5 protein-coding genes and 1 pseudogene are annotated in these 14,156 nt (G+C 70.5%); all 6 read right to left on the reverse strand.

Annotation, left to right across the window (positions count from 1 at the left end; translation table 11 throughout):
- Window positions 1–319: 319 nt before the first annotated feature.
- Complete coding sequence (locus ACFXGN_RS13570) at window positions 320–1,633, reverse strand: TIGR02679 family protein (protein ID WP_384857693.1); 1,314 nt, start codon at window positions 1,631–1,633, stop codon at window positions 320–322.
- Window positions 1,630–5,763, reverse strand: a complete 4,134-nt coding sequence (locus ACFXGN_RS13575; protein ID WP_384857696.1) for a TIGR02680 family protein — start codon at window positions 5,761–5,763, stop codon at window positions 1,630–1,632. The genes ACFXGN_RS13570 and ACFXGN_RS13575 overlap by 4 nt, the downstream gene beginning before the upstream one ends.
- Window positions 5,760–7,061, reverse strand: coding sequence for a TIGR02678 family protein (locus ACFXGN_RS13580; protein WP_384857699.1), 1,302 nt, complete (start codon window positions 7,059–7,061; stop codon window positions 5,760–5,762). Before ACFXGN_RS13580 ends, ACFXGN_RS13575 begins: the two co-directional genes overlap by 4 nt.
- On the reverse strand, window positions 7,058–8,614 hold the full coding sequence (locus tag ACFXGN_RS13585) for a TIGR02677 family protein (protein WP_384857703.1): 1,557 nt from the start codon (window positions 8,612–8,614) through the stop codon (window positions 7,058–7,060). Before ACFXGN_RS13585 ends, ACFXGN_RS13580 begins: the two co-directional genes overlap by 4 nt.
- Before the next feature lie 120 nt (window positions 8,615–8,734).
- Complete coding sequence (locus ACFXGN_RS13590; protein WP_384857706.1) at window positions 8,735–13,279, reverse strand: sacsin N-terminal ATP-binding-like domain-containing protein; 4,545 nt, start codon at window positions 13,277–13,279, stop codon at window positions 8,735–8,737.
- A 220-nt stretch (window positions 13,280–13,499) separates the two neighbouring features.
- Window positions 13,500–14,000 (reverse strand): annotated as a pseudogene (locus tag ACFXGN_RS13595) (FAD-dependent oxidoreductase); the annotation flags it as partial.
- Between the last annotated feature and the right edge of the window lie 156 nt (window positions 14,001–14,156).

A 14,156-nucleotide genomic window follows, 5' to 3' on the forward strand; every position in this document is an offset into this window, starting at 1 on the left:
GCCGGGCATCTACCGGTCGCCGACTCCGGTGACCGGCTGGACGAGACCGCACCTGAAGAGCGGTCGGTGATCGCCCACCGGGACGCGCGGGCGGCCGGTGAGCGGGAGACGAGCCTGGTGTACGGGCCCGTTCCCCGCACACGCACCGGCGGAACCGGCCGACGGCTGGCTCAGGCGTCCTTCTTCACCGGCTCCAGGATCGCCACGCACTCCACGTGGTGCGTCATCGGAAAGATGTCACGCGAAACGACAGTCGGCATAGTCGCAGGTCAGCACCAGTATACGGCTCCTCTGAGCGCCCCTTCGGTCGTTTGGAGCGTCACGAACAGCCAGCGCGGTGCTCCTGGCGAGCCGCAGCAGCGAGATCTTCCAACAGCACATCGGCTACCAGCTCCTCGACCACGGCGATGTCGTGCTCCGCCATGGCTTCGGCCAACTCGGGATCCCATGGTGCTCCGGTGATGCGCCCCGGTTGAGGACCGTGCGCGTTGCGGACGATCGCGGATCGGTAGTCTGCCGCCGTCATGCGCCAGGGGTGCGCTCCTGTTTTCTCCATGACGTATGCGGCAATGCGGATGCCTTCACCATCGAAGTCACCGTGGTAACGGAGAGCAGCGCCATGGTCCGCGAGTAGGCGCAGGAGCTGGACAGCTGCGCTGTTGGGCCAGCCGGACGTGCAGACAAGCGGTGGGCAGTTGGAGCCGAAGCGGCGGAGGGCTAGAGCCAAGATGCTGGGGTTCTCCACGACGTGGACGATGGGTGGGGCAAGGACGGCGGGCAGGCTCACCTCGCCCGGGTTCCTGACGTGGGCGAGGGTCAGGCTGGCAGCCTGTCCGGCCTCGGCGCACAGGCGGGCCACACGGGCGAGAAGGCCGTCGCCGCCAGGGCGCAATCCGCCGGCGATGACGGTGGCGGACAGCTCGTCGTCGGCGACGCCAGCACGGGACCACAGGGCGCGCCGTTCCGCTGCGGACTGCGGCGGTGCAATGTCGTACAGAGTCGCCAGGGCACGCAGGACGAGGGTGGAGACGGGTGTGCCGTCGTCGAGAGCGTGCGCGTGGCCGTTCAGGACTCGGGCGGCGAAGACTGGCAGGGGTTCGGCCTGGCCGGGTAGCTCGGCGAGTACTTCGAGCGCGTCGGTGAGCAACGCACGGGTACGTTCCGTCGAACCACCGACCAGTCCTGCGGCTCGACAGGACGCAGCCCAGTCGGCGAGCACCGGCTGCGCCCGTACTGTGTCGTGACCAGTCAGCCAGGCCCACAGACCGGCGCGTTCGTCCTCCTGACGGCGGCGTTCACCGGCTCTGTCGCCAAGTGGGCCGATGAGTTCGGCGACGACTTCTCGTACGGTGCGGCCGGAGAGTTCGGTGACGGCCTCCTCCAGGCGGGCCAGAGCGACGGAGGGCCGGGGGTCCGGCAGGCGGTCCAGGCCGAGGAGGTCCGCGAGGGCTTCGCGCTGGGTCTCGTCCAGCAGTCCGAGGCGTACGCGTGTGACGGGGCGGCCGGAGGAGAGACGGTCGTGGACCGTCTGCCAGACGGGATGGAGTTCGGGACGGCGAAGGGTCACATCGCCCGACGCGAGATGCTCCCGAGAGGTCGTCCCGCCGGACACGGGGTGGTCTCGCAAGGTCATCCTTCCTCCATTCCGGTGCCGTTCCAGACGAAGCGCGCGCTGGTGACGGCGTCGTCTCCGTCGGTCAGGAGTTGGTGGACGGCGATGCCGGGCAGCTCCCTGTAGTTTCCCCACTCGTGGTCGGAGGTGATCATGAGGTCCAGGTCGAGTGCGGTGAGCAGGGCGAAGACCTGTCCGCGGTTGACGGTGTCGACGCCGACGAAGACCTCGTCGAGGAGGATCGGGCGGGGGGCCAGGGGCACGTCCTCGTAGTGGGCGGCGACGGCGGCGAACAGGGGCAGGTGCAGTGCGATGGCTTTCTCCCCGCCGGAGAGCGCGCCGTGCAGCCGCTTGGTCAGGGGCTGCCAGCCACTCCCGTCCGCCCGGTCGAGGCGGACGGTGAAGGTGTGCCAGGCGGTGTAGTCGAGCACCTCGCCGAGGTGCTCCTCCCAGCTCGCGGCCGTGTCGCTGCCCTTGGCCTCCTCGATGCGGGCACGGAAGAAGGCGTGCAGGGCCTCCCGGTCGGACTCGGTGACCCGACCGGGGTCCTTCAGGAGCAGCTGGCGGGCGGTGCGGGTGCTGTCGGGGAGGTCCGGGCGGACATCCCAGACGAGCTGGACGGCGACGTTGGAGGCGGTACGGACCCGCTCCAGGTGCCCGTTCATGTGCGCGACGAGTTCGCCGGCCCGGCGGATGCGGGCGGCGAGGTGTCGGCGGATGTCACCGGTGAGGATCTGGTCGAAGAGGCGCCGTTCGGCGGTGCTGATGTCGTCGCGGCTGCGGTCGCGCTCCTGGGCGAGCGCGGCGAGCAGACCGGTCGCCCCGACGCGGACGCCCTCCAGGGTGGCGGTGAAGAGCTGGACGTCGTCGTCGGGCTCCAGCTCCAGGTCGGCGCGGACGCCGAGGTGGCGGCGGGCCTCGTGGACGGTTTCGGAGAGGCGGGTGGCGGCGTCGCCGAGGTGGCGCGGGGCGTGCGGGACCTGGGGCCACCGTGCCGCCATGGCGCGCGCGGCCTCCAGAGTGGCCTTGGTACCGTCCCCGGCGTCGAGTTCGGGGAGGACGCCCGCGTCCTCGGCCAGACCCACCAGGCACAGGTGCCGGAACCGCCGCGCCGCGCCGTCGCGGGCCTCGACTGCCTTCTCCTGCCGGGCGGCGTCCTGGCCACTGGTGGCCCTCAGCTCTCCGATGCGGCCTTCCAGGCCCAGGAGGAGCTCGGCTGCCTGGCGGGCTTCCTTGCCACAGCGGACCCGTTCGGCACGGGTCTCCGCAACGCGCGCGACGATCTGCCGGTAGTCCGCGCCGACCGTCTCCTCCACCGCCTTCAGACGTGCCGTCATACCAGCCGCCTTCGCTCCCGCAGTGGCCGCGTCGGCGGCCTGCTTCTCGGCGAGAAGGTGTGACCGGTCCGCCCGTGTGGCCGTCTCCCCAGCCCTTTCAGCGGCCGCGATCGCGTCGATGCGGGCGTCCGTCCAGGTATCGGCGAGGTCGCGGAACCTCTCCACGTCGCGGCCGAGTTCGCGCAGCCGTTCGCGGTCCGTGGGCAGTCCATGTTCGGCGGCCCTGCGGCTCAGCGTGCGCAGCGCGCCGGCCACGTCACCCTCGCGTGCGGCCAGATACTCGGTCGCGTCGCGCACGGCGTCGTCCCGAGCGGCCGCCTTCTCCTCGGCCCGGTCCCAGTCCCGCCGGCAAGCGTCGAGTTCCTGGTGGTCGGGCCGGGCGGTGCGGTCGTCCGCCAGCCGGGCGGCGCGGGCGCCGAGTTCCCGCAGCCGGTCGGCGAGGGTGGCCAGGGAGGCGTCCTTCTCGGCGATCAGCTCGGTCAATTCGGCGATCTCACGCTGCTTGGCCCGCTGCCGGGCGAGGCCGCCGATATGGGCGGGCTCCGGCTTGCTCCAGGAACCCGTGGCCGGCGCGAGGCGCCAGGCTCCGTCGGAGGAGACTGCCGCAGGGTGCCCGCCGGGCAGGGTGGTGCCATACGCGATGCCGGCGAGGATGCGGGTCACGGTGCCGGCCGGTACGGGAATGTCCTCCTCGGGCCTCAGCACGTCCAGCAGGCTGGAGCCGGGGGCGGTCGTGGCGAGGCCGGCCTCGACACGGGTGTCGTGACCAGGAAGGGTGAGCCCTTCGGATGCGCTCACCCATGCGTCCAGGAGACCCGACGCCTCCAGTGCCGCTTCCACCGCGGCCTGTACGGGGAGCGGGACGTCCTCGTGGAAGGCGATCAGCCGCCACAGCGGCGCGCCCGCCGCGGCCGTACGGACGGTGGTGCGGGTGGGTGGAGCGACGGGCTGGAGATCGGTCTCGCCGCTGAGCCTGCGCCTCCGCGCGTCGAGCAGGTCCCGTTCTTGCTCCAACCCCTGTTGTGCGGTGCGGACTCCGGCCCGCTCCGTGGTGATCTCCTGGTCCAGCGGTCGTGCGACCGTTTCGACCAGCTCACGCACGTCTGCCTCGACGGCCGCCCTGGCGGCCAGTTCATCGAGGTCGGGGATGCGCAGCTCCGTGCAGTCCCGGGCCCAGGTAACCAGCCGTTCCGCCTGGGCGGCGAGGGCGTTGTATCCGGCGGCGGCGGCCGCGTCGCGGTGGGCGATCGCGTCCGCGAGCCGGGTGCGAGCCTCGTCCAGCAGGCCCTCGGCGGTACCCCGGTCACGTACAGCCCGGTCGTGGGCGTCGATCGCGTCGGTGATGTCGGCGACCCGCTCCCGTCGGGCGGTGACCGCGCCCCGGAGCAGCCGGCGGGCGGCGGTGCCAGGAGCATCGGACCGCCTGCTCCCCGTCCTGACCGGGGTGTTCGCCGTCCCGTTGCCGAGGGATTTCACCTCTCCTTCCGCGTCCAGGATCGTCTTCACCTCGTGGTGAATGGACTCCATGCCTGCGGCCCGGGCCGAGCGGTGTGCCTCGTCCGCGGTCGCGCGGGCGTGCTCGTCGCGCGAGCGGGCGTGTCCCGCGACCTCGTCAGCGTGCTTCCGGTCCTCCTCCGCCTCGGCCTCGGCGGACCGGGCGGCGGTACGCAGCTCCGCGGCGGCCGCGACCTGTTCCTCGGTGCCGCGACGGAGCCGGTCGAGTTCCTCCCCCTTCTGGTAAGCGTCGCTCTCCCGGAGCCCTTCGACGATCTCGTCCAAGGCGTGCGCCCGCAGCTCCAGTTCCTCGCGCAGGGCCAGGGTCGAGGCGCGCTCCTCGCACGCCTTCTCGTACTCCTCGGCGCTGACGCGGGCGTCCCGGGTGAGGTCGTCCATCTCGGTGGTCGCAGAGATCAGCGCTGCCGCGCCGGCCCGCAGGACCCGGCGGGCGTAGGCGCGCTGCCGGGAGGCGACGTTCTCGGCTGCCGTCACCTCGGCGTCGAGCCGGTCGAGGTGGTCCCGCTGCCGGTCCAGGCGCTCGAAGCCCTCGGCGAGCTCGGTGATCTCTCCTTCGCCGAGCGGGGGCAGTGCTCGGGACAGCAGGGTGGACAGGAGGGAGGGGTCGAGCCGTTCGGACAGCTTGGGCTGGCGGAGCTGGAGCAAGGCGGAGAGCAGGGACTCGTACCGCTGCTCACCCATGCCCGCGAAGAGTTCGCGCCGCACAGTGGTGCGGTAGTCGGTGGCTGACGGATGCACCTCGCCGCAGTCGCGCAGGGCTTCGGTGAGGGCCGCCTTGGTCAGGGGCTGTCCGGTTTCGTTGACGAGGTGGACCCCGTCGGGGTGGGCGATCCGGACGGTGGTGGTGAAGTAGTCGGCGTGCGCCGTGGTGGTGTGCACGCTCGCGTGCAGGCGGGCTCCGCAGCCGAACCAGTACTCAGTGCCGTCGTCTCCGACGCGGCGGAACTCCATCCACACGTACCCCACACGAGTCTTGCCGGACGCTCCCTGGCCGAGCAGGTTCCAGTGCATCGTGCGCTCCGAACCGCCGAACGTGGAGAGGCGGTTGGGGCGGAGGCTGGCGTCGAAGAGGAAAGGGAGCAGCAGTTCCAGGGCCTTGGACTTGCCAGTGCCGTTCTGACCGCGCAGCAGCAGGCGACCCTGGTGGAAGGTGAAGGTCTCGTCGTAGTAGCGCCAGACGTTGAGGATGCCCGCGCGATGGGGCTGCCAGCGTCCGCGGCCGGTGTCCGCCTCGTGAACGGGCGACGGCTCGATGGTCTCTTCGGGCCTTCGCTGGAGGGGGAGTTCCGTCACGCTCACTGCTTGTCTCCTTCTCCGGCGCTGCCGACGGCGGTCACTGCTAGCTGATCGTTCTTCGGGGCTGGACCGGTGGTCTCCGTCAGGCGGTAGCGATACGCGGCCGGTCGCGCGACGACACGGTCTCGGGCCCTGCCTGCCAGGCCGACGTCGAGCAGGATCCGTACGGCGTCGTCGGCAAGGCGGGCCGGGCCTTCCTCCGACTGGTACGCCTTGGCCCAACCCGGGAAGCGGCGCAGCAGCTCCGCTCCGGCCTCGGCCAGCTGCTCGGGCAGCAGGCCCGCGGGCGTGGCGCAGAGCGGTGAGAGGAGGAGTAGCGCGGCGACTCGGGCTGTGGAGGTGTCGTCGGGGAAGCGGATGTCGGTGGCGATGGCGTCCGGGTCGACGAGTAGAAAGCCCTCCGCCCGTTCCTCCAGGAGGAAACCGGCCTGTTCGACAGAGCGGCGCAGGATCTGGCGTCCGGTCAAAGAGGTGACGTAAGCGAGCTCGTCATCGGCGAGGTCGGCTCGGTAGAGCACGGGGTCGTCGAAGAGGCGGCGCAGCACCGAGTGACGCAGCCGCAGGTTGCGCTGGGCATCCGTGGTCGCGGCGGTCTCGGCGTGCGTGTCGTCGGCAGAAGTGCCTCCGTAGCGGCGCTCCCTTACCAGGCCAGCAAGGAGGTCCTCGAACCGCGCGGGCACCTCCTCCGGGGGCACGGCGAGCCGGGAGGCGCCAACTGGCGCAGCGGGCAGCCGCATGAGCAGTGTGTTGTCCACGCGATAGAGGACCTTCGCCTCCGCGGAGTCGAGGTACGTCTCGGTCGTGCCGTCCACCGCACGCAGCACGTCGTACGACTCCAGCAGCTTCAGCACGTCGACGAACGCCATGCGCTCCGGCCGGCGGACCGGGTCGAACCCCGCCAGCGCGCGGTCGGCCGCCATGGCCTGGACGACGCGGTCGGCGAGCATGCCGATGGTCGTCATCGGCATCGACAGCAGCTCCGCGGCGGTCACGCACAGCAGGACGTATCGTCGGCGGTCGAACGGGGCCCGGCCGGAACGCGCCCGGCGAGCGGGGCGGGAGCCGTCGGGGTTGACGCGGACCTTGGTGAGGCGGGCGTAGCCCCGGCGGGGCTCCACGACCAGATTCCAGCCGCAGGTGTAGTCGAACCAACGAGCCAGCGGGTCACGGCGGCGGCGCACCAGATCAAAACCGGTCGGGTCGGCTGCCTCGGTGAGCAGCGGGCGGGCCAGAAGGAGGCGGATGGCACGGGCGACCTCCTCCCGTTCGGCGGAGGCCAGTTGGTTGGCGAGGGTGCTCATCCTGCGGCCTCCTGCCCCGTGGCGGCGCGGACTGCCGGGAAGGAGATCGCCCCACCCACGGCCGTGACGTGGATGACGTAGTCCGGTCCTGCCATCGTCCCCCGCACGGTACGCAGTACCGCGGTGCGCCCGTCGGGGGGCGGCGACAGCGCCACCTCCACCCGGCCGTCGCCGGTCGTGGCCCGTCGTCGGCCACCCACGTCCGGCCGGGCGGCCAGCGCCCGACCCAGCAGATCGAGGAGACGGTCGAAGGCCGCGGGGTCGAGGGTGCTGAAAGAGGAGAGCCGTACCGGGCTGTCCGTCTCCAGCGCCTGCCAGGCGCGTGCCAGCTCCGCTCGCTCCGCCCGGGCCCGCTCGGCGCGTTCCGCCCTCACCGCCGCAACGTCCCGCACCGTGGCCGTACGAGTGAAGCGCTCGGTCCGTCCGCTGGTCCTCAGCAGGGCCGACACCTTTACCGGCGGCGCCTCGGACCAGGAGTGGGACGAGGGGATCAGCTCCGGATCCGGGTGGGCGAGGTGGGCATGGCGGGCCGGGCCGAGGCCGAAGGCGGCCGACCACAGCCGGTGCAGGTCCTCCTCGTCGGGAGCCGCAGCGAACCAGCGCGCGAGCTCCCGGAAGTCCTGTACGGCGCTGGAGGGGCGGCGCCGGGACTCGTTGATCCTCTCCAGCACCTGCAGGAGGGAGACGATGGCGCGCCGGGCGATGTCGTGCAGCTGCTCGATCCGGGGGCGCGCCCCGCCGTCCGGCAGGAACCAGGCCCTCAGCCCGGCCCAGCGCGCCCGCCGACTGTCCAGCCAGCCGGCTGCCGGGTCCTCTCCCGTGGTCGGAGGCAGCTCGGCACCGCGCAGGGCCCGCTCACGCAGCACCGCGATGCCCCGCTCCTCCACGCGGGCCACTGCGGCGGCCACCGTCTCGCCGCGCCGGTCGAGATTGACCAGGAACTCCTGGAGATACGCGACGGTGGCGGCCTTCACCTCACGGAACACGTCCAGATCCACTCCTTCGGCGCGAAGGAGCCTCTGCAACTGGCCGTTGAAGGACTTGGTGTTCTCCACCAAGCCCTCCAGATGGCCCTCCAGCTCCCGCAGGGTGCTGAAGATCCGTCGGTCGGCCGCGGAAGGTTCGCCGGACAGCACGGTCAGCTCGTCGAGCCGGTCGGCGATCGCCTCCAGCACCGCGGTCTGCAGCGCCCCTGTGGAGGCCAGCACCTCCAGGGCGTATCGCACCCCGGCGAGCGCGGCCTCCCCCCTGCGGGTCAGCGAGTAGTGCAGGTTGCGCCGCTCGTACTCCTCGGCCGTGCGGTAGTTCTGGGCGTGGTTGTGAACCACGTCGAGGAGTTCCCACTTCACCAGCCGTTTCAGCGTCTCGTGCAGTTCCTCGTCCTCAAGGTCCGAGACCCAGCCCACCGCACGCAGCCGCTCCCGTACGCCGTCGAGCCCGAGCGCGGTCTCCAGGTGCTCGCCAGCCACCCCGAAAGCCTCGAGCACGGCCCCGTTCAAGTCGGCCGTCTCCCCCGTGGTGAACCGGAACATCTCCGGCGGAACCCTGCGCATGCTGGTACGTCCCCTCCTCCGCCGCCACCCCAGCGGCACTTCGGCGCCCACGTTAAGGGGCGGTCCAAAATCACGTTCTCGAGTCGCTGTCATCATTCTCATGGCAGTCACGGCCGAGGATTACTCCGTGCTCTCGAACGGGTAGACAAGGCTCTGCGCGCCCCGGATGCCGGAGACGAGTACGTTGCTGCTCGGACGGTAGGGCAGGTGCTTCAACGGCTCCAGGATGATCCGTACGGTGACCGGTGCGGCTCCGGCCTCCAAACCGGAGACGACCACAAGGAAGAAATCGTCGCTTTCGATCGCCCGCTGGAACTCCGCAGGGGTGAGCTGGATCGTGTCCGGCTCGGCACCGCCGTACGTCTTGAGTTCGTAGAACCGGGCCAGCTCGTCCACTGCGTCCGCCCCCAAACCGTGCTGAGCCCTCAGGTCACGCAGCTCGGTCTCGTCCAGCGCCAGAGCCCGGCGTACGAGGTCCAGTGCCGCCTTCTCCTGCTCCACGGCCGTATAGGGACGTGCGGCGGTGCGCTGCTGGGGGACGGCCGAGCCGGACCGGGGCTGGGGCAGGCCGACCGGGCCCTTCTTCGGGGCGGTGCCCGTCGCGGGCCCGGCCCCGGATTGCGGTGCCGTGAGGTTTCCCCGGTCCACGACGAGACGGAGGGTGGCGGGATCCACCAGTCGGCGGAACGAAGCGGGGGGCCGCACGGCGGGGACGGAGGGGCCCCTGCCGTGCGGGATCGCGGGTAGTGCGGGCGCCCGGCCACTGATCGTCGACGGGGCTCCCGCAACCGGACGCCTTTCCCGTCCGTTCGTCCGGCCGCGTCGGTCCGCTTCTTCCCGCATCTCCATGAGCCGGCGATCGCGTTCGACGACGGCGGCTTCCTGTTCACGGCGGACCTGATCCTCCGCGAGGCTAAGGTCCACGGCAGTGCGGCCCCGCTCCGCCCGGTCACACGCGGCGGTCCAGGCGAGGGCCGCCGCCCTGCGGTGTCCAGGGAACTTGGTGGCGATCGAAGCACCGCCCGCAGAGGGCCGGTTCACCGCTGACAGGTCACGGACGTACAGGGTGCTGGAAGCCCAGTCGACACCGGCGTCGACGGATACTTCCACCGGAGTACCGGACAGTTCCACCCGGCAGATCAGGTCCGGTGCCACGCTCACCGTGAGTGTCGCGAGTCCGTCCCAGGAGCCGTCCAGGCCGCGGGCCACCTCCGGGGCGTTGCGTTGCAGGTCCTCGCGCAGATGGGTGACAGCCGCGCGGACCAGTTCCGTCGCGTCCGGATCGTGCGAAGCGACAGTGGAGCTGTGCACACTGAGTTGCTCCACTCCGATCCACGTGAGGCGCAGGGCCCCGGCCAGTGGACGGAACTGATCCAGCTCTGCTCCCGGCCGCCACACGGCGTGGTCACGGCCCAAGCCGTCGGCGACCATGGGGTCCTCGACCGCGTACACAGGCCGCTTGCTAAGCCATCCCTTGCTCGTGACCAGGGGAAGTCTTCCCAGCCGCCCGGCTGTCAGCTCCTCCGACCGGACGGCAGAGGGGCGACGGAGCATCTTCAGGGTCTCCAGGACTACCGATTGAGTGGTTCCCTCCGGAACGTTCCGTCGCTCCCTCCTGTCCTGCTGCGCCAACTCCCTGATCACCTTCACAGCGTCGTCGACGGTCGGCCGACGCGCCCCGAGCCGCGTCCAGAACGCCTCGCTACCGGTGAACACGGGAGCGAAGGCCCGTGACGCTCCAAACAGTGGCTCGCCAATGAGGCACTCACCCGGGCGCCGCCAGCCGGAGTTTGTGAGGACCAGCCCTTCGCCTGTGGTGAAGGCACGAAGGACTTCGCTGAACGGCATCTCTCCCGATCCGCCCGAAGTCCCCCTTCCGGTGGCGCGCTCGGCCAGGGCTTCGTAGACGATCATTGCGGCGGGGGCGTTTCGTTCAGCCCCGTCCTTCTCCTCACGACGGAGCCGCCGCAGGCACTCGACGAGATCGCGGGTACGGGCGTCTCCGACAACGTCCAGGGCTCGGAGTACCTCTGTACGCCGACGTGCCTGCTCCTGGATATCCGGATGCAGGAATCGGGCGTCCCCGTCCCCGTAGACGGCCACGGTGCCCGCGGTGCGGGTACGGAGCCGGAAGGGGCTGGACGGAGTGCCGTTCCGGTCGTCCAGCCAGGCCACCTCGCGTAGTTGCCAGAGCCATAGGGCGGCCGTCCGCCCTCGGTCGTGCCATGTGTGGTAGTCGAAAGCCGCACCGACCTCGGCATGTTCGGAGAAGCGACTCCATGAGCGGCCGAGTACGTGGAGAAGCGAGGCCGCCCTGCGTCGGCGACGTACAGAGTCGTCGTCCTTCGCGATATCGGTTGCCACGGCATACAGGTCGGGACAGTCGTAATCGTTGAGGGTGTAGGTCGCGCGAAGAGCCTCCAGCGCTTCCGTGCGCGCCTTCGAACCCGAGGCGAAGGCTGAGGGAAGTCCTCTGGCGCCTCGTTCGAACCGCGAGTGCTGTCCAGGATGACTGCGCGGCCGGGGAGCCGTCTCGGCACCAAGCAACCGGAGAAATCTCAGGGCTCCGATGCTGCCGCCTTGCAACACCTTGGCGTAACGCGATCGCAGCCACGCCGGGCCGGAAGTCGAGCCGGCGGCGAAGGCGAAGCTCTCGTCGTGCTCGGCGCTGTCCAGCCCGGACGGAAGATAGGCCCGGGCGGGTGCGATCTCCACGTCCTCCCGCGCTCCGTCGGTGGTGTAGCGGTGGCCTTGGAGCCGCACTGCCAGCCCGACCTTCCTGCCCCACAGCTCACGGCGGCTCTCCGGTACGTATGCGAAACCGTCCCGCAGCGCCACGAGCTGCTCATCCGTGAGGACAAGCCCAGCTCCACCTCGCGCACCCCCGAAGTCTGCGAGACGCTGAATCACCGCTGCCGGATCGTCGTCGTCGAGCAGTACCCCTTGCTTGCCGAGCCATTCCCGGACCGACCGCGCGTCGTCGGTGTCGGCCAGAAAGTCCGGGTGGATCTCACGGGTGAGCCCCAGTTCGACTCCCAGCCCACGAGGAGTGGCGGCGAACAGCACGGGTACTGAGCCGCGCATGCTGTACTGCGTACCGGAACTGTCCACCAGCCAATCACGTGACGACAGGAGGCCGCTCCAGCCCGCTTCGATGACTCGCGCGACCAGTCGGACCGTCGCTCGTGGTGATCGGCTCCCGTCGCCCAGGAGGTCCAGCGTGTCGTACACCTTGACCCGGGCCGGTGCGCCAACACCGTTCTCCTCCCAATCCGACAACACCTCCCGCCACCTGCCGTCCGGGGCTCGCATCGCTCCGGGCAGCGCGGCGGGCACATCAGCCAGACGGGCGACCTCCTCCTCGGTCACGGCACCTTCGAGCTCTTCGTCCTCCACCGCAAGCGACTCGAGATCGAGGAGGCCCTCCCCCGGGACCTCCAGGAGCAGCTTCGCGGACACCAGACGCCGGGCGTGGTCGAGCAACCGCTGTTCCAGCGCAGCAGCCGGAATGCGCCCGTCACGGACGTGATCCGGCAGGGGAACAGCACTCCAGGCGCTCACCGGATCCTGCCGGAACTGCCGCAGAACGGCTGCCGTCCACAGATCGGCCACCAATGGAACGAGCGCACGGTTCCACGGGGTTTCGTCGAGCGCCTGCCGGCTGGCGAGCGGGTCGAACTGCGCACTCGTCCAGAGGGCCGGCCCGATCTCCTGAACCGGCAGACCGACGTGGATCCGTCCGGGACCGCCGTGTCCGAGCGGGAGGGCGACGGCGAGAGTCGTGGTGGGTCCGGCAGCCTTGTGCGCCCTGTCGATGCCCGAGGGACTGGGCACAGTGGTACGGCACACCAGCCATCGAGTCCCAGTGGCCGCACGGGCGAGGTGGGTCCCCACCTCTGCCGGTCCACCACCGACCTCGGCCTCGAAGCCGGGTCCGGGCTCCCGGGATAGAGCGAGCCGGTACCGGACGCCGCCCTGCGTATCCAGATGCGTGACCTCGGATACGTGGTCGAGGAAGAGCAGCGCGCCGGAGGTCCAGGCAGCGAGCCACCCGTCGACGCTCTCCGCGTCGAGCGCACCGGGTGCAAAGGGAACGCGGAGCACGGTCCAGGCGTCGTCCGCGAACCAGTCCGGTACGACGAGCGATTCGGCGACGGAGACATAGGGATCGCCGATGCGCACCCGGTAGTGGCCACTGTGCACTTCCAGGTGGGGAGAAAGCGACTGCAGCGTCATCAGCCCGATGCCGAACCGCCCTGTGGATTCGGCTTCGTCCGCCTTGCTGGACAGCCACGGCATGGCCAGGGCCACTACGTCCGGCAACCGCACCGGGGCACCGTTATGGGCAACGAGAAGGTCTCGCTCCCTGGTGAGGATGCGCACTTCTGAGGCGCCGAGATCCTCCGAGTTCTGCACGATCTCGGACAGGCCCTGCAGTGGATCACTCGAAAGGTTGCCCGCGTGGTCCCGGGTCCGGCCGAAGGCGTGGCGAACCATCCCGGGCAGTGTCGCGAACCGTTTGCCCAGGTGCTCGATGGCTGCGGCCGTCGCTTCACCGCCCTCCGGCTCCGGTACGGCGTTCGCGTCCCGCATTTCCTCCTGATCGAAGATGCGGTCGGCGAACCCGACGGCCCGCGCGGCCGCCTTCGTGTCACGCGTTCCCATGTGCCTGGTCCTCGTCGTTCTCATCGGTGTCGAAGTCGCATGCGAGCTGCCCTGGGCCGTCTTCGATGCCGGTCCCTACGATCGGCCCCGCCGTCGGGTCCACCGCCTCCTCGTCGTGCGGCAGCGCGTACTCGTCCGCGAGCCGTGTGAGGTGAAGAGCGAGCGGCAGGCCGAGCACGTCCCGGTAGTCGTCCTTGCAGATGCGCTGTTGGTGGACGAACGCGCGCAGGAAGGTGCCGATCGGGCGGTCGCCGCCGAGGACAAGGAGGGTGCGGCCCCTCGGCGTCGTCCGCCCCGGTTTGCCGGAGCGGGGGCAGAGTGAGGCCGTCCGGGACGGTAATCCAGGGGGCGTCACGGGGCTGAAGCGGGCCGATGCCGGTGGCAACGATGGCGTACGGGGTGGTGAGACGGATGCCGGTGTCCATCGTGATGGTCACCCGGTCGTCGTAGGCGCGGAGCTCGGTGACGTGCCGCCCGAGTGCGAGGCTGCACAGCTCCGCGTTCTCAGCTCCACGACGATGGAGTCGGCGAGCTCGGGGCCTCTGGTGTGGCCGCCGAGGACGTTGTTCAGGGCCGGGATCCGGTAGAGGTTGCGGCACAGCTGGTCCGGCTCGATCAGGATCGAGCGCATGCCGACGCTGGCGGCCATACGGGCAGCGGCGCAGCCAGCCGGGCCACCGCCGATGATGATCAGGTCGGTCTCGAACGGTGTATCGGCCATGGGGCTATTCCAGCACCGGGGCCCCGGCGTACGCAGTGAGTTGGCTCATCACGTGGTCGGTGGTGACGAGTTGGCCGGTTCCGATCAGACGGCGGGCGACGAGGAGTCCGGCGTCGTGGACGTCGGGTCCGGCGTCGCTGGCACAGGCGTCGGTGA

This window comes from Streptomyces sp. NPDC059247, from assembly GCF_042754005.1.
GTDB lineage: Bacteria > Actinomycetota > Actinomycetes > Streptomycetales > Streptomycetaceae > Streptomyces.